Raw genomic sequence first — 21,001 nt, forward strand, 5'->3', positions numbered from 1 at the left:
ATGACGACGGAGCGCGAAGTATGAGCGGGATCGGGCATAACGGCGGACCCAGTATGGAACCGGGTTTCGGCTTTCGCAAGCACGCCTGGGGCAAGGCGCGCCACGAGCTTCTGCCAAAGCTCCCGCTGCAGATCGTGCGGATCCGGGTCGCCCGCGCGAAACGTCTGGGTCTGGATTACACGACCTATGCGACGATCCGCGCGACATCCGGGCGCGATATCGTGGGGTTCCTCTTTTCCGGCAACGCGCTGGAGCTGCGCCCGCAACGGATCGCGGTGCCCGATGCCATTCGCAACCGGCTGGCCGCGCTTGAGGGTGGCGCGGGGCGGATCGCGGCCATCTACGGGCCGGCCCATCCGCAGGCGGTTCTGGAGAGCAACCGTGGCCTGATCGATTTTGCCGATGTGGCACCGGGCTTCACCGAAAGCTGGTCGGCGATGCGGGACCGTCTCACAACCACTTTGCGCGATGTCAGGCTGCCCGCCGATGGCGTCGTTCTGGTGGCCGCGACCAGCGTGGAGCGGGACTGGTGCGGTGCCGCGCAGATGGCCGGCGTTCTGTCTGCTGACCGGTTCTTCCGGCCCGAGGGCTGAAAGCGCGTCGCTGATCTCCGGCACGTCTGAGTGAGCAGGGCCACCACGCCCCGAGCACGGGTGACGTCGTGTCCGGCCAGTGTTTTGGCGGATCGGGCACTGGTCAGGTGGCGGTTGGTGCGATATCTGGGCCCCAAGCCCGCCCCGGAGGAACGTGCATGTCTGATCCGATCCCATTCGAAAAACCCGGCCCGGTCGAGCAGGACTGGTCCGATGCCGTCTCTACCATCGAGGAGATCATAGAGGATGCTCGCAACGGGCGGATGTTCATTCTGGTCGATCACGAGGATCGCGAGAACGAGGGCGATCTGGTGATCCCGGCGCAGATGGCCACGCCCGAGGCGATCAACTTCATGGCGACCCACGGGCGCGGTCTGATCTGCCTGTCGCTGCCGGGAGAGAGGATCGACGCGTTGGGCCTGCCGCTGATGTCGTCTTACAACTCTTCGCGGCACGAGACCGCGTTCACCATTTCGATCGAGGCGCGCGAGGGGGTCAGCACCGGGATCTCCGCCCATGACCGCGCGCGGACCGTGGCCGTGGCCATCGACGCGGGCAAGGGCGCGGCGGATATCGCAACCCCCGGCCATGTCTTCCCGCTTCGGGCGCGCGATGGTGGTGTGCTGGTCCGTGCGGGTCATACGGAGGCCGCCGTGGATATCTCCCGGCTGGCCGGGCTCAATCCGTCGGGCGTGATCTGCGAGATCATGAACGAGGACGGTTCCATGGCGCGGCTGCCCGATCTGGTGGCCTTCGCACAGCGCCACAACCTGAAGATCGGCACGATCTCCGATCTGATCGCCTATCGGCGGCGTCACGACAATCTTGTCAAGGTGCGCAACGAACAGAAGATCACCTCCGAATTCGGCGGTGAATGGACTCTGCGGATCTATACCGACGAGACCCAGGGCGCCGAACATATCGTCCTGATCAAGGGCGATATCTCGACCGATGCGCCGGTTCTGGTGCGGATGCATGCAATGGATCCGCTTCTGGATGTGGTGGGTACCGGCGGTGCGGGCCGGGCCGGCGAGTTCGGCGACGCGATGAAGCTGATCGCGGCGGAAGGGCGCGGTGTTCTGGTGCTGCTGCGCGATCTGAACATGAAGCTGAGTGCGGAAAGCGAAGTCTCGCCGCAGACACTTCGCCAATATGGTCTCGGGGCGCAGATCCTGTCCTCGCTCGGGCTGTCGGACATGATCCTGCTAACCAACTCGCCGAAACCCAAGGTGGTGGGGCTGGAGGCCTACGGGCTGAACATCACCGACACCCGCAAGATCTCGGAGATCGGATAGATGGCCGGAACCACCCATCACGAATTGCCGCTGCCGGAGTTTGACGAGCCGGTGAAACTGCTGATCGTCATCGCGCCGTACTACAAGGACATTGCGGATGATCAGCTGGCCGGTGCGACGGCCATGCTGGAGCAGGCCGGCGCCGGCTACGAGGTGATCGAGGTGCCCGGCGCGCTGGAGATCCCGGTGGCCATCGGGATTGCGCATCGGCAGTCCAATTTCGACGGCTACGTGGCGCTTGGCTGTGTCATCCGGGGCGAGACGACCCATTACGAGACAGTGTGCGAGGAATCCAATCGCGGGATCACGATGCTGGGGATGGGCGGAGCCTGTATCGGTAATTGCATCCTGACGGTGGAAAACCATGATCAGGCCGCGCGCCGGGCCGATCCTTCAGGAATGAACAAGGGCGGCGGGGCCGCGGCGGCGGCCCTGCACCTCATCGCGTTGACGCGCCGCTTCGGGAAGCCTAAAGGCGGCATCGGATTCAAGCCGCGCGGTGATAGCATTCAGGTCGCGGGCAAAAGCGAAGGACCGGCCACCGCATGACCTCCCCCCGCCCCCATGGGCCAAGCCGAGACCAGAAACGCCAGATGAAATCGGCGGCCCGGCTTTATGCCGTGCAGGCGCTGTTTCAGATGGAGCATTCGGGCCAGAGCGTGGACGTGGTCCGCCGGGAGTTCGAGAGCTTCCGCTTCGGTGAGACGATCGACGGTGAGGAGATGGCCGAGGGCGACGTGGATCTGTTCCGCAAGCTGCTGGACGACGCGGTGGACCGGCAGGCCAAGATCGACCAGATGACCGACCGGGCGCTTGTCGCGACATGGCCGATCGACCGGATCGACCCGACGCTGAGAGCGCTGTTTCGCGCAGCCGGCGCCGAACTGGTGGAGGCGGACACACCGCCAAAGGTGGTGATCACCGAGTTCGTCGACGTGGCGCGCGCGTTTTTCCCAGAGGGACGCGAACCCAAATTCGTGAATGCGGTGCTTGATCACATGGCGCGCGAGGCCCGGCCGGAGGCGTTCTGAAGCCGGCGCGGGACCCTCCGACCTACCCGCTTACTGCAGGCGAAGGATGTGTTCGGAGGGGGGCGAGGGGCAGAGCGCTTCCGCAATCATCGAGGATCGGCGCCAGGGTGGGCGTGGCGGGGCGAGTGCCGGTCAGCCATCCGCGCCGTCCGCGGCGGGGTCAAAAACCATCCGGTAACCCAGCAAATCCTCGGGCAGCAGGATATAGATCTCGTCGGGCGGGGTGGCCATGGCGTGCAGCATCATGCGTACATCTACATCCATCGCATCCAGATGGGCCATCACCTCGGCCTGTCCGCGCTGGATATCCTCCACCGCCAGAAATGCGGGGAGCGCCGTGTTTTCGCCGAAGTAATGCTGATGGACACCGACCATCGCGGCGTCGTCCACCGTCCGGGAGACCCCGCCTGCAAGGATATAGGGGCAGGCCGACAGGCAGATATCGCCGGCCTCCATCACGGTCGCGATCCCCGCGCCGCGGACGCCCCGCCCGATGGCCAGCGCGTCGGCGACGCTCCCGCCTGTGGAATGCAGGCGGATAATCGACGGGGTGCCATCGGGACCGGACAGGACCTCTTCGAACCGCGCCGCATCGCCGGGTGCAATCGCGCCGGTCAGGAGCAGCACACCATCGCCCCCGGCGGTGAATTGCAGCCGCGAGGGCATCCGCCCCGGATCCGGCAGACGGGTCTGGCGCGCCGGGTCCTGAACCGCTGGGCGGGCGGGCAGATCGCCCGGGCGGAAACGGCGGGTCTGGTCGCCGGGCGCCACGGGTGTATCAAGCGTGGGCTGGCGCGCGGGGGAGATCAGATCGGGCAGGGCCGCCACCAGATCCCGACCGGCCAGCACCACGGCCATCGCGATCTGCAGCGCCAGGATTGCCAGGATCGCGCGGCGCGTCGTCCAGTCCCTGCCGGGGCGCGGATACGGCCGGTCCGCCCGGTCGCTCATCGCGTCGGCCCGGGTTTCAGCGGCTGAACATTGGGTGGCTCGGCCTCTTCCGATGGGGCGGGTGTCTGTGCTCTGGCCGGGGTCGTGCTGGCTGGCTGCGGATGCATGGCCTCTTCCACATCGCGGATCGCGTGCAGGGCCGCGCGCAATTCTGCCAGCGTCAGCGTGTCTTCCGCCGGAACATCGCCGCGCCCGGAACGGATCGCCCCATGGGTGACCATCAGGATCAGGACCAGAACCATCGGCAGCAGATCGATCGCGATAGCCCCGGCCCAGGACGGAACGAAATTGCCGGCATAAAGGATTACCGCATCTGCGGTCGAAATCGGCCGGTAGGTCGTCTCTGCCGGGGCCGGGCGTGCAAGCACCTGCTCGGCGGCCTGTTCCAGCGAGGCCGCGCGCAGTTGCAGAACTTCAAGCACGGACGTGATCGTGCTGGCCTGCGCGGCCTGCCCGTCGGTGGTCCGGCCGTCCAGCTCGGGCAGCACGACTGATGCGGAAAGATCTTCCGCCGCCCGGTCCACGAGGGGAGCCACCGAAAGCTGGCGCATCGTGGTGATGATACCGGCCAGCCGCACGGCCTCTTCGGAAAATGCGACCGATCGGGCCTCCACCGCGCCAGGTGCGACGGTGAGGCTGCGCATGTCGCTCAGGATTGCGTTGCCCTCGTCGAACGCGCCTTCGATCAGCGGGCCCTGTTCGGCGATCTGAAGCTCCAGCGCGGCAAGCTCCGCCGATTTCTGGCGCAGCACGCGAAAAACGGCGCCCCGGCCTGCAAGACCGGACAGATCGCCCGCGGCCTCCTGTTCGCTCAGATCCTCGAAACTCTGGCGGACGCGCGCCACGTCGCGTTCCAGCGCCTGCGCGCTGATTGCGATGTCATGGGCCTCTTCCAGCGCGCCCTGATACTCCTGAACGGTCTGGGCAAGATGCTGCTCCACCGCCGCCGCCCCGGCCAGTGCGGCGGCGTTCAGCCAGGAAGACATGGCGATGATCGCCAGTGACCCGAGCGCCATCGCGCCCATCAGCTTGATCTTGGAGCCTGCCGTGCGCATCGCGGGCAGAAGCCGCAGCAGATAGGACCAGAAGACGAAAATCCCGACCGAAACCGCGATGGAATAGGCCGTGGCGGCAAAGAAACTGAGCGCGCCGGTGTCGTCCAGAAGCGAGGAGACACCGAGATAGGTGTAGATGCCCGAGGCCGTGGCCAGCACCGCCAGCGCCGCCCCCGAAAAACTGTCCAGCCATGTCAGATGACCCTCAAGCTCCCGCGCGTGGCGCAGGCCGTGGCTCTTGGTGCTGCGGTCGTGGTTCGTCTCGCTCATCGGGCTCTCCTGTCCAGGCCTTCGGATATAGGCCGATCCGGCGCGAATCCCAAACACGTCGGGGCCGCTCACGGCCGCGCCGATCCAGCAACCATATCCCAGATTTCTTTTCCCGCACCCCTTGTGGCCGTCCCCGGGCGATCAAATCTCTGCATCGCCGCAGGGCCGGAATGGCGATTGGCGCAGCCGGGCGGTGGAGTATCCCATTTTCATGACCGTGATTATGTGCCTGATTGGCCTGCTTCTGCTGTTGGCCGGTGGTGAAATCCTTGTGCGGGGCGGCGTCGGCCTCGCCCAACGGATGCGAGTAACGCCTGCTGTCGTGGGGGTGGTGGTGCTGGGCTTCGGCACGTCGATGCCCGAGATGGTGACCTCGCTGCAAGCCGCAGGGCAGGGCGCGGCCGGGATCGCGATCGGCAATGTCATCGGCTCCAACATCGCCAATATTCTGCTGATCCTCGCTCTGGCTGTGCTGATCGCACCGGTAACGCCCGCGGGAGCGGTGCCCCGGCTTGATCTTTGGGCCCTGGGGCTGGCGACGGGTCTGGGCGCGGGCCTTGTGCTGTTGGGGGAGGTTTCGCGTCTGGCGGGGTTTGCGCTTCTGGTGCTGTTGGCGGCGTATCTCTGGCGCGCGGTGGGCGATGCGCGGCGGGCCCCTGGCGAGCAGCCCGAGCTTACCCTTTTGCCGCCGCCTCTCTGGCGCGCGGCCGGTCTTGCCCTGGGCGGGATCGCGCTGACGATCTGGGGTGCGCATCTGCTGGTGACGGCCGCGGTCGATCTGGCGCGCGGTCTTGGCGTGTCCGAGGTGGTGATCGGTCTGACGCTGGTGGCGGTCGGCACATCGCTGCCCGAACTGGCGGCTACCGTGATGGCCGCGATCCGAGGGCAGGGGCGCATGGCGCTTGGCAATATCGTCGGCAGCAACGTGTTCAACATCCTTGGCATTCTGGGAGTGACGGCGATGGTGTTTCCCATCGATGTACCCGCCGATATCGCCGCGATGGATCTGGCGCTGTTCCTCGGGGCCGGCCTGTGCCTGCTTTTGCTTCTGGTCCGGCCGCGCATCGGGCGCGGAGCCGGGGCTGCGATGCTGGCGGCCTATCTGGGCTATATCGGCTGGCTGGCCACCTGATCGGCAGGGGCCGCGAATGGGCGAGGCGCCGGGGCGTTCGCGAACCTGCGCCTGTCTGCCGCGTTTTTGCCGGCCTGTTCTTGCAACCTGACCCCGGGCTGCTACGTTAGAAGGTGAATGAAGAAGGATCCGTGCCAATGCCTGACCATATCAAATTCATTCTGCGCCACGCCTTTTACGGCTTTCTGATCGCCTGCACCTTCACCGGCATGGTGCTCTATTTCAACATCGCGAATATCTGGCATCTGGTGACCCACACCACCGAGGGGCCGATCGCACTGGCGGTGTTCGTGATCCTCTGCACGATCACCTTCGGCTCGGTTCAGATCGGCATGCAGATCATGACGATGGGCGAGGAGGATGACGATGCCGATGGCGGCAAACGCGATGACCTTCCCGTGCTGGACGATATGACCGCCCTGAATCAGGTACCGATCCCGATTCATGCGGATGACCGCCGCTAAGGGGTAACCGATCGGGCGGATCGCTGTACGTCTCTGTCTGACAACCGCACCGCCGCGGCGTCAGCGCACCCCTATTTCCGCAAGCGCCGATTGCAGGGCGGGTGGTAGGCTTTCCTCGTTCTGTCGACCCTTGCTCAGGTCGCGCGGTGCGTCCGCATCCGGCAGGTAGCGCCACCCCTGAAAGGCGCGTTTCGGGGTGGCCTCCACGCGCACCAGCGTGGGGTCCAGCACGATGCCACAGCGTCTTATGCCATCGCCGCGATCGACCTCGTCCAGCCGCAGGATCAGCTGGCGGGCCAGAACCACGCCCTTGATAACCCAATAGATCGAGCCGCCGTCAAGCAGCTCCGCCGCCCGTTTGGGCCACATTCGTGTGACATGACGCGGCAAGCCGTCGGGGCCCTGCGCGCGGGGGCTCGCCTGCCACCGGGCCAGACCCTCCACATGGTCCGTCCCGACAGAAAGCTTGATGAGATTGAGATTTGCAGCCATACCTATATATCTAGCCGTCCACCGCCAAAGGCCACAAGGTTTGGTGGACTTATCCACAGATCACTGTTAATTTCGTCACCCCGCCGCGTTAAGGGAGATGCTGCCGATGTCCCGTTTCTCCGCCCCGATCGCCGAGCAGATCTGGGACATGAAGTATCGCCTGAAAGAGGCGGATGGCACGCCGATCGACCAGACGGTCGAAGACACCTGGCGCCGGATCGCCCGGTCCCTGGCCAGTGTGGAGACCGAGCCGGAGCTTTGGGAAGACCGTTTCTATGCCGCGCTTGAGGATTTCAGATACCTGCCTGCGGGTCGCATCATTGCGGGCGCGGGAACCGGCCGCTCGGTGACACTTTTCAACTGTTTCGTGATGGGCACGATCCCCGACAGCATGGGCGGTATCTTCGACAACCTGAAGGAGGCCGCGCTGACGATGCAGCAGGGCGGCGGGATCGGCTATGATTTCTCCACGATCCGGCCCAAGGGCGCGGATGTGAAAGGTGTGGCGGCCGATGCGTCGGGACCGCTGAGCTTCATGGATGTCTGGGACGCGATGTGCCGCACGATCATGTCGGCGGGCTCGCGGCGCGGCGCGATGATGGCCACAATGCGCTGCGACCATCCGGATATCCAAGATTTCATCACCGCCAAATCCGACCCTGCACGGCTCAGGATGTTCAACGTCTCGGTCCTTGTGACGGATCCGTTCATGGATGCGGTGAAGGACGACAGATCCTGGGATCTGGTTTTTGACGGCAAGGTCTACCACACGGTGCAGGCGCGCGATCTGTGGAACAAGATCATGCAGTCGACCTATGACTATGCCGAGCCGGGTGTGATCTTCATCGACCGGATCAATGCCGCCAACAATCTGAACTATGTCGAGGATATCGCGGCGACCAATCCCTGCGGGGAACAACCCCTGCCACCCTATGGCGCGTGTCTGCTTGGCTCGATCAATCTTGCTCGCCTTGTCAGCGACCCGTTCGAGAGCGCCGCCCGTCTGGACGAGACCGCGCTCGACGATCTTGTTCGCGTGGCGATCCGGATGATGGACAATGTGGTCGATGCCTCCCGGTTCCCGCTGGAGGCGCAGGCGCGTGAAGCGCAGGCAAAACGCAGGATCGGTCTGGGCGTTACCGGGCTTGCCGATGCGCTTCTGATGCTGGGGCTCCGCTACGGCTCCGATGCCGCCGCGGCGCAGACAGAGGAGTGGATGCATCAGATCGCGCGCGCGGCCTATCTCGCCTCGGTCGATCTGGCGAAGGAAAAAGGCGCGTTTCCGCTGTTCGATGCCAAGGGCTTTCTCGCCTCCGGCAATATGGAAGGCATGGATGAGGATATCCGCGAGGCCATCGCCGAGCATGGCATCCGCAACGCGTTGCTCACTTCCATCGCGCCCACCGGAACCATTTCGCTCTATGCGGGCAATGTCTCCTCGGGTATCGAGCCCGTCTTTGCCTATAGCTACACGCGCAAGGTGCTCCAGCGGGACGGAAGCCGGACCGAGGAAGAGGTCGAGGATTACGCCGTTCAGCTTTGGCGGGAGAAATTCGGCGATATCGATCTGCCGGATCATTTCGTGAATGCGCAAACCCTGCCGCCTGCCGATCATGTGAAAATGCAGGCCGCCGCACAGCGCTGGATCGACAGCAGCATCTCGAAAACAATCAATTGTCCCGAGGATATCAGCTTCGAGGACTTCAAGGATGTCTACATGCAGGCCTGGGACACGGGCTGCAAGGGCTGCACAACCTATCGGCCCAATGACGTGACGGGCTCCGTTCTCAGCGTGTCGGAGGCGCAGGAAAAGACGGCCGGATCGAAGGTCGGCGAAATCGCACAGGAAGGCGAGGTGGTCTATATCTCCGAGCCGCTCGACCGGCCGCAATCGCTGGAGGGGCAGACCTACAAGCTGCGCTGGCCCGAAAGCAGCCATGCGATCTACATCACCATCAACGATATCGTGCAGAACGGCCACCGCCGGCCCTTCGAAGTGTTCATCAATTCCAAGAACATGGAGCATTTCGCCTGGACCGTGGCACTGACCCGGATGATTTCGGCGGTGTTCCGGCGCGGCGGCGATATCTCCTTCGTGGTGGAGGAACTGAAGGCCGTGTTCGACCCGCGCGGCGGTGCCTGGATGAACGGAAAATACGTACCTTCTATCCTTGCGGCCATCGGTGGCGTGATCGAACGCCATCTTATTTCCATCGGCTTCATCGACGGCGAGGGGATGGGCCTGAAGGCCGATCCGCAGGCCAGGGTGATCGAAATGGGCGGGCGTCCGAGGGGACCTGTCTGCTCCTCCTGCGGCAGTCACGAGATGCGAATGATCGAAGGATGCCTGACATGCGCTGATTGCGGTTATTCCAAATGTGGCTAGTCGTAATGCACAACTCGTGCTAATTTCGGCGAAATTTTGCTTAGGCCGCACAAAACGACGGCGCAGGATATGGGGCAGTTTGATATGGAAAAGGGCATTCGCCTTGCGGCTTTCACGACTTTTGCGATTCTCAGCGGTATGACGCCGGCCCTGGCACAGGGGCGCGAAACGCTTGGTATCGGACGGGTGTTCACCAATGACTGGATCGGCGACGGCAGCGATCGCTGGCGCACCGGCTCCTACTCCTTTTCCATTATCCGCGGCGAGGAATGGCAAGGCCAACTGAGCCCGCGTGTTGGCGATGTGGTCGAGTACCGCTTCCGCGGAGAGATCGTGGCCCCGGGCAATCTGGCCAACCCGAACCCGGCAGACCGGCTTTATGCAGGCATACTCAGCGCCGGGGCGCATCTGCACTTCGACTGGTCCGGCTTCGATGTGAGCGCGGGCGCCGATCTGGTGATGATCGGTGAGCAGACGGGGCTCGATAGCCTGCAATCCAACATCCATGATGTGTTCAGCCTGTCAGAATTGAATGTCGGGAATTTTCAGGTCGATGACGGGTTTTTCCTGCACGGCACATTGGAGGTCGCGCGTGATATCTACTTTGCGGGCGGTGCGATCCGCCCGTTCGTGGAGCTTCAGGCCGGGGTCGAGAACATGGCCCGCACAGGAGTCGATGTGACGCTTGGCAGCTTCGGTGAGGGCGGATTGCGGGTTCGCGATGTGGTTTCCGGGCAACGCGTCGCGGGTGTCAACGGCTTGGACCCAAGCGGTTTTTCCTTCCTCTTCGGGGGCGATGTCGCCTATGTCGACAGCTCGGAATTGCTGCCGTCGGATCGCGGCTACGAGGTGGAGGATGTTCGCTATCGCCTGCGTTTGGGCGCGAATTACGATACCGGAGCCTCAAACATCTTCTACGGGCTGACCTACCTGTCCGAGGAGTTTGTGGGCCAGCCCGAGGGTCAGGTTGTCGGCTCGCTGACGCTCGGCTGGGCCTTTTAGCACAGACGACGCTTCCCCAACTGATTCGATTCTGTTAACCTTTGTTCAGAACAGGCTGAAAAGGCCGGATAAAAACAAGACACGCAAGAGGCGGGACAGATGGGCACGGGCTTTCGGGGCACGTTCATGATTTCATGGGCGCAGACTCTGGTCGAGGGGTTTCCGGCAGAACAGGCGCAAGAACTGGCGGAGGGGATGACCTGGCGCTGGCGCGGTCGTGCCCTGCCGCTTGAGGGCGATGGCGCAGCACTGCTTCTGGGGGCAAGCCGGGATCATGCGGAGTTGCGCGCGCGGGCCGCGCGGGTCGTCCGCAAGATGTTGCATCATCCCGCGCCCACACCCAGGGAAGACGCGGCGGAAGACGCCGATCCGCTTTTTCGCGGAGCCTTCATCCTGTCCGACGGCGCCCGGTTCTACACGGTCGTTCCGGTGGTGCCAGCAGACGGCCGCCTGCCGATCCTGCTGTTTCCCGAAAACATGCCGCCCGCCAATCGCGAAATGACGATCGTGCAGGCCAGCCAGCGTATCGTGCCGCCGGTGGGGGAGAGCCTGCCATCGGTGATCTGCTTCACGCCGGGCACGCGGATCCGCACCGAAAATGGCGATACATCCATCGAGGATCTTGGCCCCGGCGACAGGGTGCTGACCCGTGACGACGGTCCGCAGGAGGTGCTTTGGTCCGGCCATCGGCGCATGTCCGGCGCACGGCTTTTCGCGATGCCGGAGCAGCGGCCGATCCGCATACGCGTAGGCGCACTTGGCGTGGATCGTCCCGATGACGATCTGATCGTCTCCCCCGAACATAGGGTGCTGGTCAAGGGTCGCGCTGCGCAGGACCTGTGGGGCGAGCCCGAGGTTCTGGTGCGCGCCGCCGATCTTGTGGGCGACCGGTTCATCACGGTCGATCATTCGCTGCGTGAAACCCATTACGTGCATCTGATGCTGGACCGGCATCAGGTGATCTGGGCCAACGGGCTGGAGGTCGAGACCTTCCATCCGGGCTTCATGGGATTGGATCATCTGGAACCCCGGCAGCGGGATCTGCTGATCGAGATGCGCCCCGACCTGTTGCGGGATCCCCACAATTACGGCCCCTCTGCCCGGCGTATGGTCAGCCGCGCGGAGGCCGCGATCCTGATGCATGCGACGCAGGGGCATTGACACCGCTCCGACATTGAGTAAAAGCACCCATCCCCGGCGGTCACCTGCCGGGATTTTCATTGGTGTTGGTGGCCCCCGCAAGGGGAGACCTGTCAGGCTTCTGCCAGAGGACAACGCCCTTCATAGCCGCCATCGGGCGGCGCATCGGAAGGAGACCAGCCGTGACCAAACGCACGTCTGCCAAGTACAAAATCGACCGCCGGATGGGCGAAAACATCTGGGGTCGTCCGAAATCCCCGGTCAACCGCCGCGAATACGGCCCCGGCCAGCACGGTCAGCGCCGCAAGGGCAAGCTGTCCGACTTCGGCATCCAGCTTCGCGCCAAGCAGAAGCTGAAGGGCTATTACGGCGATCTGACCGAAAAGCAGTTCCGCCGCATCTATGCCGAGGCCGAGCGGGTCAAGGGTGATACCGGCGAAAACCTGATCGGCCTGCTGGAGCGCCGTCTGGACGCCGTGGTCTACCGCGCGAAATTCGTGCCGACCGTCTTTGCCGCGCGTCAGTTCGTGAACCACGGCCATGTGTTGGTAAACGGCGAGCGCGTCAACATCCCCTCCTACCGCGTGAAAGAGGGTGATGTGATCGAGGTGCGCGAGAAATCCAAGCAGATGGCCGCGATTCTGGAGGCCACTCAATTGGCGGAGCGCGATGTGCCCGACTATATCGACGTCGACCACAACAAGCTGACCGCCAGCTTCGTGCGGACCCCGACCCTCGGAGATGTGCCCTATCCGGTGCATATGGAGCCGAATCTGGTCGTGGAATACTACGCCAAGAACTGAGCGTTTCGACGCTGCACGATCAGGGGCCGCGCCATGCCATGCGCGGCCCTTTTCCTTTGCTCGCGAGGGTGCGCGCGCCGCCCGGTCAGGCGCCTTCGGTGCGACGGGCCTGTGATCAGATGATCTCGTCTTCGTCGAACAGCGGATCTTCTTCCAGTTGGCTGGCCAGATCGTCGATCGCGGCTTCGGCGACATCGACGGATTTCACCGTCGCGATATGGAACAGGGCATCGCCCTCATGCACGATGGGCATGACGGCCCGCCCGACGATGATCCCGCTGTATTCCGCCGCCACCTCCGTTTCGACTTCGCCGAACGGGTCCGCGATGGCGGCGATTATCTCGCCTTCCATGATCACATCGCCTTCGCTTTTGAACATGCGCAGCAGGCCGCCGACGGGCGCGCGCATCCAGTGGCTGTCCGAACACAGAACCGACCGCGCACTGGCCTTTGCAATGCCTTTCGGCGGCAGCATCTCAAGGCCCTTCAGAACCCTCAGGATGCCGGCGACACCGGCGCGGACGGACATTTCATCGAACCGCATCCCCTCGCCGGCCTCGTAAAGCAGCATGTCGACGCCAAGCTTCTGCGCCTCGGCCCGCAAGCTGCCAGGGCGCAGGCTGCTGGTCAGGATCACCGGCGCGCCGAACACCTGCGCCAGATGCAACGCATTGCGATTTCGGGCGGATACACGGATCTGCGGGAGGTTGGTGCGATGGATCGCCGCCGAATGCAGATCGATCCCGAGCGAACAGCGCGAGACGATTTCCTTCAGAAAGATATGGGCCAGCCGTGACGCAAGCGACCCGTGGGGCGATCCCGGGAAACAGCGGTTGAGATCCCGCCGGTCAGGCAGATAACGCGAATGGTTGAGAAAGCCGAAGGTGTTCACGATCGGCACAACGATCAGGGTGCCGCGCAAGGATTTGAGGGTTCGGGCCCGCAGCAGCCGGCGCACGATTTCGACACCGATCACCTCGTCCCCGTGAATGCCCGCGCTGACAAAGACGGTGGGACCTTCACGGCGACCGTGGATGACATGGGCCGAGATGGCCACGGGCGTGTGATCGGACAGCGTACTGACCGGAAGCTGTACCGTCTTTCGGCTTCCGGCGTCGATGATCTCGCCGGCGATCCCGAAGCTTGCGCGTCTGATCATCCCTTGCCTTTGGTCTTCGTGGCGCCGGGTTTCGCATTCTTCTCGATGTATTCGATGATCTTGCCGGCCACGTCCAGCCCGGTCGCCTTCTCCACGCCTTCCAGCCCGGGGGAGGAGTTCACCTCCATCACCACCGGTCCGTGATTGGCGCGCAACATGTCGACGCCGCAGACATTGAGACCCATCGCGCGGGCCGCGCGGACAGCGGTCGAGCGTTCCTCCGGCGACAATTTGATAAGCTCCGCCGAGCCGCCCCGGTGCAGGTTCGAGCGGAAGTCCCCCGCCGCGCCCGTGCGTTTCATCGCGGCGATCACCCTGCCGCCCACCACGATGGCGCGGATATCGGTGCCGCCTGCTTCCTTGATGAATTCCTGTAGCAGAATGTTCACACCGGCACCGCGAAACGCCTCCACCACCGATTTGGCCGATCGTTTGGTGTCGGCCAGAACCACGCCGATGCCCTGGGTACCTTCAAGCAGCTTGATCACCACGGGCGCGCCGCCCGCGAGCTCCAGCACCTCTTCGGTTTGCTTTGGATCATGGGCGAAGGTGGTCACCGGGAGGCCGATCCCGTCCCGCGCCAGAAGCTGCATGGATCGCAGCTTGTCCCGGGAGCGCCCGATGGCGACACTTTCGTTCAGCGGATAGACGCCCTGCATCTCGAACTGGCGCAGGACGGCCATTCCGTAAAAGGTGACTGATGCGCCGATCCGCGGAATTACGGCGTCATACCCCACAAGCTTCTCGCCGTTGTAGTAAACCTCGGGCCTCCGCGACGCGATGTTCATGTAGCACCGAAGGGTGTTGATGATGTCGAGCGAATGGCCCCTTGCTTCCGCTGCTTCCGCCAGACGCCGATGAGAGTAAAGCGTGGGGTTTCTGGCAAGCATGGCGATTTTCATAGCTATTTTCCTTTGAAACGGGGTTTCGAGCTGACGAGGTAGGATCGACCGGGATGAACCGCGATATTGTGCCCGCGAAGCGCGCGCCGCCCGAGAATAAGCGGAAATCGCATGGAGCCGCGATCGGTCAAGGAAATGTCTATATGCCACTTCCGCCGCGCAATCACCATCGGGGTGTGGATCACGATCCGGGTCTCGGGCACGCCGCTGGTATTCGTGATGTCCCGGATCGCATGGATCGGGCACTCGACCTGGGCGGGGGTCAGCCCATTGACCTCCGGCGGCTGAAACCTGACCCAATCGCGGCCATCCCTGCGAAACGTCTCGATATCGGATGCATGGAGCGCTGTTGTCTTGGCCCCGGTATCGACCTTGACGGCGAAGTTTCTCAACCCAAGCTCCGGCAGGCTTATGCATTCATGCCAGCCGATCACCATCAGGGCACGCGATGATTTTGAGGGCGTCTGGGTCATTCAGATCAGATCCGTCGAAGAGTGCAGATGGAGGACCCTATCGTGATCCCCGGGCGGGATACCAGTTGTCTCGGACTCTCGGCGCGGCTTTTCCGCACCGGGTGCGCGGATGACACCGGGTGTTGTCCCTGCCGGTTTGCAACGAAAGGCCTCTGCGCGTATGAGCACCGCAAATCAAGTCAGCCCGGAGCCCGCGCCCCATGTCCCATCCCGTTTATGCCCGCATCGATGGCCCGATCCTGATGATCGGTTTCGGTTCCATAGGTAAAGGCACGCTGCCGCTGATCCAGCGCCATTTCGACTATGACGCCGACAAGCTGACGGTGATCGAGCCGTCCGCCGAAGCCGCGCTGTTTCTCAAACAGCACCGGATCGCGCATCGGCAGGTGGCGTTGACCTGCGATAACTACCGCGAAATCCTGGGTGAGATGCTGGAGCCGGGCAGGGGCTTCGTCGTCAACCTTTCCGTCGACACCTCGTCGCTGGATCTGATGAAGTTCTGTCGCGAACTTCGGGTGCCCTATATCGATACCGTGGTCGAACCCTGGGCGGGGTTCTACTTTGAGACGAGCGACAATGCGCAGCGGACGAATTACGCGCTGAGGCAGGCGGTGCGCGACGAAAAGGCAGCCAATCCAGGCGGCTCGACCGCGGTAAGCTGCTGTGGTGCCAATCCCGGCATGGTCAGCTGGTTCGTGAAAGAGGCGCTTCTGACCCTTGCCCGGGACACCGGCCAGGACGCCACCGTGCCTTCGAACAGTGCCGGATGGGCGCGGCTGATGCAGGGGCTTGGCGTTCAGGGCATTCATATCGCCGAGAGGGATACGCAGGCCCGTCTCAAGCCACGGCCCCGTGACGTTTTCGTCAACACCTGGTCGGTCGAAGGGTTCATTGCCGAGGGGTTCCAGCCCGCTGAACTGGGCTGGGGCACACATGAACCCTGGTTCCCTGAAAACGGGTATCGGCATGAAACCGGCTGCCAGGCGGGCATCTGGCTGGACCGTCCGGGCGCGATTACGCGCGTTCATACATGGTGCCCTACGCCGGGTCCGCAATTCGGCTTCCTCGTCACCCATAACGAGGCGATTTCCATCGCCGACTATTACACGGTCGGCGCGGGGGCATCGCCCGAGTTTCGCCCGACCTGCCATTACGCCTATCACCCCTGCGACGACGCGGTCCTTTCCCTGCATGAGATGTTCGGTGCCGGCCGTCAGCAGAGCAAACATGAAATCCTTGATGTGGACGAGATCGTTGGCGGTATCGACGAGCTGGGCGTGCTGCTTTACGGCCACGCCAGGAACGCGCTCTGGTTCGGCTCTCGGCTGTCGAATGCGGAAACCCGCGATCTTGCGCCGTTTCAGAACGCAACCGGGCTGCAGGTTACCTCCGCCGTTCTGGCGGGCATGGTCTGGGCGTTGGAGAACCCCGATGCGGGGATCGTGGAGACCGACGAGATGGATCACGCCCGCTGCCTTGAGGTGCAGCGCCCGTATCTGGGCCCGGTGGAGGCTCATTACACGGACTGGACCCCGCTTCAGGATCGTTGGGAACATTTCCCCGAGGATATCGATCCGACCATGCCCTGGGCGTTTCGCAACGTATTGGCGACCTGACAGGGGCCACGCGGGGATCGTGCCTGGGTATCGGCCCTGCCCGGGCTACCGCACCGATCCGCCAGCGGGTGCGAAACGCGCGAGACGGCGTCAGACGGCGTAGGCGAGGTATCCCCTGCTGGTGCGCGACGGTGGGCCCGAGGGAAAGTCGTAGATACCGTCCAGCGCCCATCCGGCCCGTTCCAGCATCCGGGCGACTTCCGACGGCTCGAAGGTCCGATGTCGCCATTGCAGCCAGATGATCGCGTTGCACCAATGGGGTTTGGAGGCGACCAGCCAGAGCCGGGCGCTCGTTTGGACAAGCCCGCGCATATTCGCCAGCGCCGCGCCCGGATCGGGGCAATGCTCGATCACATGGGCCGCAAGCAGATGGTCGAACGGAGCGTGCGGCTGGTAGCCTTCCAGTACACCCTGCGCCCGGTCCGCCCGAAGGCCGCGCCGCGCAAGTGCAGCTTCCGCCCGGGTCAGCATCGGGGCGGACGGATCCAGCAAGGTGATATCGACCCCGCTCCCGTGGATCGCCGCCCAGGCCTCGGCAAAGGCCCCGCTGCCGCAGCCGATATCCAGAATGCGCGCCTCCGATCCGGGCCGCGGCAATTGTGAGGACAGAAACCCGAGATAGGCGTCGTAATAGCCGAGGCTTCGCATCTTGTCCCGCCAGACGCCGGCAAGCCGGTCGTAGCGGTCGGTCAGATGGCTGTTATCGCGGGTCCCGGCCTGGCTCATGGCTCAATCTGGCATATCCGGCCCCCCGGGAGAAGTGTCTCGGCGGAAACCCGATGCTGATAGGGCGCTGCCGCCGGGCGGTCAGGAAGCTCCGATCTTCGCTGCGCTCGACCGGGCGGCGGCTTGGGCATCGTCATCGGTATTGTCGCGGCGCTTGCCGATCAGGGGGCGGCTGTGAAGGGGGGAGCGCCGGTGAAGCAACTGAAACAAAACATACTATCCTTCCCGCGATGACGGAAACGGCCACGATCCGTCGGCCCAAATGATGGCGTTCGAAACGGATACCCAGGCGACGGCGCAGGGTCTTTGGCTCTCGCCAAACCGGCCCAACAGGCGTAAAGCCAAGCCCATGGCGCTTGGCGATACCTTCAACACCCTGACGCTTGAACAGGCGAAATCGCTGCCCCGTTGGCGGCGCCCGCAGGCCTTGCTGTTTCTCATGGCCTTCGCGATGCCGATCGCCTTTGCCACATGGTCCGCCCTGCTCAACAATTTCGTGGTCGAAATGGCCGGGTTCGACGGCGCTGACATCGGCTGGCTGCACACGGTGCGCGAGATTCCGGGGTTTCTGGCCATCGGCGTGATCGCGTTGATCATCTTCATACGTGAACAGGTTCTGGGGCTGATTTCGCTTATGCTGCTTGGCGTGGCCACCGCGATGACGGCGCAGTTCCCGTCGCTTGGCGGGCTTCTCTTTGTCACGCTGCTCAGCTCCATCGGGTTTCACTATTATGAAACTGTCAACCAGTCGCTCCAGTTGCAGTGGATCGACAAGAAGAAAGCTCCGCAGACCCTTGGCTGGCTGCTCTCCATGGGCTCGGCCGCGACGCTGGTGGCTTATGTGCTGATCGTGCTCACCTGGCGGGCCTATGATCTCAGCTATGATCTGGTCTACTGGCTGGCCGGTGGCACCACGGCGGCGATCGCGGTTTTTGCGTTCCTTGCCTATCCGCAGTTCGAAAGCCCCAACCCGCAGACCAAGAAGATGGTCCTTCGGAAACGCTACTGGCTCTACTATGCGCTGCAGTTCATGTCCGGCGCGCGGCGGCAGATCTTTGTCGTGTTCGCGGGCTTTATGATGGTGGAGCGTTACGGTTACGAGGTTCACCAGATCACCGCGTTGTTCATGGTGACGCTGCTGACCAACATGATCGTCGCTCCGCTTCTGGGACGGGCGGTATCGTTCTTTGGCGAACGGGCTGCGCTGGTCTTCGAATATGCCGGACTGACGATGGTTTTTATTCTCTATGCCGGGCTCTACCACTTTGACTGGGGCCCCTGGATGGCGGCCAGCCTCTATGTGATCAACCACATCTTCTTTTCGCTCGCGCTCGCCATCAAAACCTATTTCCAGAAAATCGCCGAGCCCGGGGATATCGCGCCGACCGCGGCCGTGGCCTTCACGATCAACCATATCGCGGCGGTGTTCCTGCCCGCGGCACTGGGGTATCTCTGGCTAACCTCCCCGATGGGTGTGTTCGTGCTCGCGGCCTGCATGGCGGTGGTGTCCCTTTTGCTCAGCCTGCTGATCCCCCGCCACCCCGAGGCTGGACAGGAAACGGTTTTTGCCCGCCCCCTGCCGACCGCGGCAGAATAGGACTGCGCCGATGCCCACTTTTACCGCGTTGACCACCTTGCCGGGCAAGGCTGCCGCCGATGCACTGGGCGCGGCGTTGGAGACGCTTGAGCCGATCGGCGTTGGTGTTTTCGAGATGGAGGATGGATCGGGGCTCTGGGAAGTCGGCGCCTATTTCGAGACGCGGCCCGATGCGGTGGCGCTGGCGCTTCTGGCCGCCGCGCATGGGGCACGCGATTTCGCTGTGTCCGAACTGCCCGAAACCGATTGGGTGGCCGAGGTGCGGCGTGAATTGCACCCGGTCGTCGCGGGGCGGTTTTTTGTCTATGGCAGCCATGACGCGGCCAAGCTGCCCGACGATGCCGTGGGCCTTCTGATCGAGGCGGCTATGGCGTTCGGCACGGGCCATCACGGCACCACGCAGGGCTGCCTTGAGGCGTTGGATGCCCTGATCGATGAGGGTTTCGTGGCGAACAACACCGCCGATATTGGCTGCGGCACAGCCGTTCTGGCGCTGGCGGCTGCCAAGACATGGGCGTCACCGGTTTTGGCCAGCGACATCGATGAGGTTGCTGTTGATGTGGCGCGCGCCAACGCCGCGGCTAATGGCCTTGCCGATCGCGTCATCTGTGTGGAGGCGGCGGGGTTCGACCATCCCGATCTGGCCGCAAAATCTCCTTTTGACCTCATTTTCGCCAATATCCTGAAGGGTCCGCTGATCGACCTTGCCCCGGACATGGCCCGGCATTCGGCCCGCGGCGGGCGCCTGATCCTGTCCGGCCTCCTTGTGGATCAGGCCGATGAGGTGATCGCGGCGTATGAAGACGCCGGATTCGCGCTGATCCGCCGTGTCGAGCTTGGTGACTGGGCGACCTTGACGCTAGGTCACTGAAAAATGTGGCGATATGTCACAAATTCTGCTAATTTGAGCGAGGGTGGGGGCAACACGGTTCACGGGTTGCCGATATGGATCATCAAATTCGCCTTTTTAACAATCGGGTTAGCCGGATTGAACAGGCTTATGCGACGCGAATCCCGAATGCATATGCGATTACCTCCGATGGGCTTGTGGTGCCGCGCTCCCGCCGTCGGCTGCGCTTTCGCTTCCCGCTTCGGGCGCTGATTTACGGTTTCGCCTGCGCCGTTCTCCTGAAGGGGTTCCTGATCTATCACCTGGGGCAGGAAAGCTACAGCGCCCGCATCGACACGCTGCTTGCCGGCTCCACCTATGATCAGTTCGCAGCTCGGGTGTTGATGCCCGATCCGGCTTCCCTCTGGCTGGCGGAAAAATATGCCTTGGCGGTGAACTTCATCCGTCAGCCCTGAGATCACCGACAGCGGGTGACACGGATGGAAAAGGCCGCGCCGATCCCTCGGGCGCGGCCTTTGCCGTTGTCTGTGACTGGCCGTTTAGCGGCGGAACGTGCCTGCTGCGATGTCGTCGATGTCACCGCGGACAAGGCCCAGATCGTCCAGTTCGCGATCGCTGAGCCGGGAGAGGCTGGTACGGGTCACACGGGCGTCGTTCCATGCGGTGATCTTTGCCACAAGACCGGCAATAAAGGTGATAGCGCTGAAACCAGCGCCAAGGGGGCGGTTTGCAATGAATGCCATCTGAGTCGTCCTTTCCGATCTCGTAAGATGTTCTCTACGAGCGTCCTGCTCTGAACCGCACCTAGGCTCCCTCCAACGGCCTCGCAAGCATCTTTTTTTGCATGGGTCGCATGCAATCACAGCATGGCTGGATTCCAGGTTAAAGCCCTACAAATTATGGCAAAATTGCGATTTCACGGAGTCGTTTTTGATGCCTGCGGTGGCGCTTTTCGACCACCCGTTTACCCCGGCTTCGAAAACCGACATCGCGGGGATGGTTTTCGACCTCGCGCTGGCCAATGTTCGCGTTTCGTGCTAGTGATGCGCAAAAGACGCAGAAAC

General features: G+C 63.3%; 22 protein-coding genes. 14 read left to right on the forward strand and 8 right to left on the reverse strand.

Going from position 1 to position 21,001, the window contains the following annotated elements; genetic code table 11:
• Window positions 1-20 precede the first annotated feature (20 nt).
• From D9R08_RS02925 to nusB, 4 genes are all read left to right on the forward strand, one after another.
• Window positions 21-593: a hypothetical protein gene (locus D9R08_RS02925; RefSeq protein ID WP_121896481.1), complete on the forward strand. Its 573-nt coding sequence runs from the start codon at window positions 21-23 to the stop codon at window positions 591-593.
• 158 nt (window positions 594-751) lie between these two features.
• On the forward strand, window positions 752-1,888 hold the full coding sequence (gene ribB / locus D9R08_RS02930) for a 3,4-dihydroxy-2-butanone-4-phosphate synthase (protein ID WP_121896482.1): 1,137 nt from the start codon (window positions 752-754) through the stop codon (window positions 1,886-1,888).
• Window positions 1,889-2,437: a 6,7-dimethyl-8-ribityllumazine synthase gene (locus D9R08_RS02935; RefSeq protein ID WP_121896483.1), complete on the forward strand. Its 549-nt coding sequence runs from the start codon at window positions 1,889-1,891 to the stop codon at window positions 2,435-2,437.
• Complete coding sequence (gene nusB / locus D9R08_RS02940) at window positions 2,434-2,919, forward strand: transcription antitermination factor NusB (protein ID WP_121896484.1); 486 nt, start codon at window positions 2,434-2,436, stop codon at window positions 2,917-2,919. The genes D9R08_RS02935 and nusB overlap by 4 nt, the downstream gene beginning before the upstream one ends.
• A gap of 132 nt (window positions 2,920-3,051) precedes the next feature.
• Here nusB and D9R08_RS02945 read toward each other — a convergent pair whose 3' ends face one another.
• Both D9R08_RS02945 and D9R08_RS02950 read right to left on the reverse strand, forming a co-directional pair.
• Window positions 3,052-3,870 (reverse strand): COG3904 family protein, encoded by an 819-nt coding sequence (locus D9R08_RS02945; protein ID WP_121896485.1) that lies wholly within the window; start codon window positions 3,868-3,870, stop codon window positions 3,052-3,054.
• Window positions 3,867-5,195, reverse strand: a complete 1,329-nt coding sequence (locus tag D9R08_RS02950; protein WP_121896486.1) for a hypothetical protein — start codon at window positions 5,193-5,195, stop codon at window positions 3,867-3,869. Before D9R08_RS02950 ends, D9R08_RS02945 begins: the two co-directional genes overlap by 4 nt.
• A 211-nt stretch (window positions 5,196-5,406) precedes the next feature.
• Between D9R08_RS02950 and D9R08_RS02955 the strand changes: the two genes are divergently transcribed.
• Both D9R08_RS02955 and D9R08_RS02960 read left to right on the forward strand, forming a co-directional pair.
• Window positions 5,407-6,327: a calcium/sodium antiporter gene (locus D9R08_RS02955; protein ID WP_121896817.1), complete on the forward strand. Its 921-nt coding sequence runs from the start codon at window positions 5,407-5,409 to the stop codon at window positions 6,325-6,327.
• 137 nt (window positions 6,328-6,464) lie between these two features.
• A complete protein-coding gene (locus D9R08_RS02960) occupies window positions 6,465-6,791 on the forward strand; it encodes a hypothetical protein (protein ID WP_121896487.1) in 327 nt (108 codons plus the stop codon).
• Between the two features lie 60 nt (window positions 6,792-6,851).
• On the opposite strand, the gene D9R08_RS02965 is transcribed toward D9R08_RS02960, so the two are convergent.
• Complete coding sequence (locus tag D9R08_RS02965) at window positions 6,852-7,283, reverse strand: DUF1489 family protein (RefSeq protein ID WP_121896488.1); 432 nt, start codon at window positions 7,281-7,283, stop codon at window positions 6,852-6,854.
• Window positions 7,284-7,389: 106 nt separating this feature from the next.
• Here D9R08_RS02965 and D9R08_RS02970 point away from each other — a divergent pair, with 106 nt between their 5' ends.
• The 4 genes from D9R08_RS02970 (at window position 7,390) to rpsD (ending at window position 12,614) form a co-directional block, all read left to right on the forward strand.
• Window positions 7,390-9,669 carry an adenosylcobalamin-dependent ribonucleoside-diphosphate reductase gene (locus D9R08_RS02970; protein WP_121896818.1) on the forward strand — a complete coding sequence of 760 codons (2,280 nt, stop codon included), beginning with the start codon at window positions 7,390-7,392 and terminating at the stop codon, window positions 9,667-9,669.
• 69 nt (window positions 9,670-9,738) lie between these two features.
• Entirely contained in the window at window positions 9,739-10,671 is a 933-nt protein-coding gene (locus D9R08_RS02975) for a lipid A-modifier LpxR family protein (RefSeq protein WP_121896489.1), read from the forward strand.
• Between the two features lie 99 nt (window positions 10,672-10,770).
• On the forward strand, window positions 10,771-11,832 hold the full coding sequence (locus tag D9R08_RS02980) for a Hint domain-containing protein (protein ID WP_121896490.1): 1,062 nt from the start codon (window positions 10,771-10,773) through the stop codon (window positions 11,830-11,832).
• Between the two features lie 161 nt (window positions 11,833-11,993).
• On the forward strand, window positions 11,994-12,614 hold the full coding sequence (rpsD, locus tag D9R08_RS02985) for a 30S ribosomal protein S4 (RefSeq protein WP_121896491.1): 621 nt from the start codon (window positions 11,994-11,996) through the stop codon (window positions 12,612-12,614).
• 115 nt (window positions 12,615-12,729) lie between these two features.
• Here rpsD and D9R08_RS02990 read toward each other — a convergent pair whose 3' ends face one another.
• Genes D9R08_RS02990 through D9R08_RS03000 form a run of 3 tightly spaced genes read right to left on the reverse strand, consistent with a single transcriptional unit; the run spans window position 12,730 to window position 15,148 of the window.
• On the reverse strand, window positions 12,730-13,773 hold the full coding sequence (locus D9R08_RS02990) for a succinylglutamate desuccinylase/aspartoacylase family protein (RefSeq protein WP_121896492.1): 1,044 nt from the start codon (window positions 13,771-13,773) through the stop codon (window positions 12,730-12,732).
• Window positions 13,770-14,675, reverse strand: coding sequence for a 30S ribosomal protein S6--L-glutamate ligase (rimK, locus tag D9R08_RS02995; protein ID WP_121896493.1), 906 nt, complete (start codon window positions 14,673-14,675; stop codon window positions 13,770-13,772). Before rimK ends, D9R08_RS02990 begins: the two co-directional genes overlap by 4 nt.
• A 2-nt stretch (window positions 14,676-14,677) precedes the next feature.
• Complete coding sequence (locus tag D9R08_RS03000) at window positions 14,678-15,148, reverse strand: ATP-dependent zinc protease family protein (RefSeq protein ID WP_121896494.1); 471 nt, start codon at window positions 15,146-15,148, stop codon at window positions 14,678-14,680.
• 200 nt (window positions 15,149-15,348) lie between these two features.
• On the opposite strand from D9R08_RS03000, the gene D9R08_RS03005 reads away from it, so the two are divergent.
• Complete coding sequence (locus tag D9R08_RS03005; protein WP_121896495.1) at window positions 15,349-16,764, forward strand: homospermidine synthase; 1,416 nt, start codon at window positions 15,349-15,351, stop codon at window positions 16,762-16,764.
• 90 nt (window positions 16,765-16,854) lie between these two features.
• On the opposite strand, the gene D9R08_RS03010 is transcribed toward D9R08_RS03005, so the two are convergent.
• The gene (locus D9R08_RS03010; protein WP_233557191.1) at window positions 16,855-17,490 is read right to left on the reverse strand and encodes a class I SAM-dependent methyltransferase; all 636 of its coding nucleotides are present in this window, start codon (window positions 17,488-17,490) and stop codon (window positions 16,855-16,857) included.
• 349 nt (window positions 17,491-17,839) lie between these two features.
• Here D9R08_RS03010 and D9R08_RS03015 point away from each other — a divergent pair, with 349 nt between their 5' ends.
• The 3 genes from D9R08_RS03015 to D9R08_RS03025 all read left to right on the forward strand — a co-directional run bounded on the left by D9R08_RS03015 (window position 17,840) and on the right by D9R08_RS03025 (window position 20,392).
• Window positions 17,840-19,087 carry an MFS transporter gene (locus D9R08_RS03015; RefSeq protein WP_121896820.1) on the forward strand — a complete coding sequence of 416 codons (1,248 nt, stop codon included), beginning with the start codon at window positions 17,840-17,842 and terminating at the stop codon, window positions 19,085-19,087.
• A 10-nt stretch (window positions 19,088-19,097) separates the two neighbouring features.
• Window positions 19,098-19,958: a 50S ribosomal protein L11 methyltransferase gene (locus D9R08_RS03020; protein WP_121896496.1), complete on the forward strand. Its 861-nt coding sequence runs from the start codon at window positions 19,098-19,100 to the stop codon at window positions 19,956-19,958.
• A gap of 74 nt (window positions 19,959-20,032) precedes the next feature.
• Entirely contained in the window at window positions 20,033-20,392 is a 360-nt protein-coding gene (locus tag D9R08_RS03025) for a hypothetical protein (protein ID WP_121896497.1), read from the forward strand.
• A gap of 84 nt (window positions 20,393-20,476) precedes the next feature.
• Here the strand turns inward: D9R08_RS03025 and D9R08_RS03030 are convergent, their stop codons facing one another.
• Complete coding sequence (locus D9R08_RS03030; RefSeq protein ID WP_121896498.1) at window positions 20,477-20,680, reverse strand: DUF1127 domain-containing protein; 204 nt, start codon at window positions 20,678-20,680, stop codon at window positions 20,477-20,479.
• Window positions 20,681-21,001 lie beyond the last annotated feature (321 nt).

It is taken from the genome of Rhodophyticola porphyridii (assembly GCF_003688285.1).
In the GTDB taxonomy this organism is placed as follows: Bacteria; Pseudomonadota; Alphaproteobacteria; order Rhodobacterales; family Rhodobacteraceae; genus Rhodophyticola; species Rhodophyticola porphyridii.

Excerpts from the sequence above, each read along its gene's own strand:
- D9R08_RS02925 (WP_121896481.1), top strand. The coding sequence starts at position 21 with ATGAGCGGGATCGGGCATAACGGCGGACCCAGTATGGAACCGGGTTTC.
- ribB (WP_121896482.1), top strand. The coding sequence starts at position 752 with ATGTCTGATCCGATCCCATTCGAAAAACCCGGCCCGGTCGAGCAGGAC.
- D9R08_RS02935 (WP_121896483.1), top strand. The coding sequence starts at position 1,889 with ATGGCCGGAACCACCCATCACGAATTGCCGCTGCCGGAGTTTGACGAG.
- nusB (WP_121896484.1), top strand. The coding sequence starts at position 2,434 with ATGACCTCCCCCCGCCCCCATGGGCCAAGCCGAGACCAGAAACGCCAG.
- D9R08_RS02945 (WP_121896485.1), bottom strand. The coding sequence starts at position 3,870 with ATGAGCGACCGGGCGGACCGGCCGTATCCGCGCCCCGGCAGGGACTGG.
- D9R08_RS02950 (WP_121896486.1), bottom strand. The coding sequence starts at position 5,195 with ATGAGCGAGACGAACCACGACCGCAGCACCAAGAGCCACGGCCTGCGC.
- D9R08_RS02955 (WP_121896817.1), top strand. The coding sequence starts at position 5,407 with ATGACCGTGATTATGTGCCTGATTGGCCTGCTTCTGCTGTTGGCCGGT.
- D9R08_RS02960 (WP_121896487.1), top strand. The coding sequence starts at position 6,465 with ATGCCTGACCATATCAAATTCATTCTGCGCCACGCCTTTTACGGCTTT.
- D9R08_RS02965 (WP_121896488.1), bottom strand. The coding sequence starts at position 7,283 with ATGGCTGCAAATCTCAATCTCATCAAGCTTTCTGTCGGGACGGACCAT.
- D9R08_RS02970 (WP_121896818.1), top strand. The coding sequence starts at position 7,390 with ATGTCCCGTTTCTCCGCCCCGATCGCCGAGCAGATCTGGGACATGAAG.
- D9R08_RS02975 (WP_121896489.1), top strand. The coding sequence starts at position 9,739 with ATGGGGCAGTTTGATATGGAAAAGGGCATTCGCCTTGCGGCTTTCACG.
- D9R08_RS02980 (WP_121896490.1), top strand. The coding sequence starts at position 10,771 with ATGGGCACGGGCTTTCGGGGCACGTTCATGATTTCATGGGCGCAGACT.
- D9R08_RS02990 (WP_121896492.1), bottom strand. The coding sequence starts at position 13,773 with ATGATCAGACGCGCAAGCTTCGGGATCGCCGGCGAGATCATCGACGCC.
- rimK (WP_121896493.1), bottom strand. The coding sequence starts at position 14,675 with ATGAAAATCGCCATGCTTGCCAGAAACCCCACGCTTTACTCTCATCGG.
- D9R08_RS03000 (WP_121896494.1), bottom strand. The coding sequence starts at position 15,148 with ATGACCCAGACGCCCTCAAAATCATCGCGTGCCCTGATGGTGATCGGC.
- D9R08_RS03005 (WP_121896495.1), top strand. The coding sequence starts at position 15,349 with ATGTCCCATCCCGTTTATGCCCGCATCGATGGCCCGATCCTGATGATC.
- D9R08_RS03010 (WP_233557191.1), bottom strand. The coding sequence starts at position 17,490 with ATGAGCCAGGCCGGGACCCGCGATAACAGCCATCTGACCGACCGCTAC.
- D9R08_RS03015 (WP_121896820.1), top strand. The coding sequence starts at position 17,840 with ATGGCGCTTGGCGATACCTTCAACACCCTGACGCTTGAACAGGCGAAA.
- D9R08_RS03020 (WP_121896496.1), top strand. The coding sequence starts at position 19,098 with ATGCCCACTTTTACCGCGTTGACCACCTTGCCGGGCAAGGCTGCCGCC.
- D9R08_RS03025 (WP_121896497.1), top strand. The coding sequence starts at position 20,033 with ATGGATCATCAAATTCGCCTTTTTAACAATCGGGTTAGCCGGATTGAA.
- D9R08_RS03030 (WP_121896498.1), bottom strand. The coding sequence starts at position 20,680 with ATGGCATTCATTGCAAACCGCCCCCTTGGCGCTGGTTTCAGCGCTATC.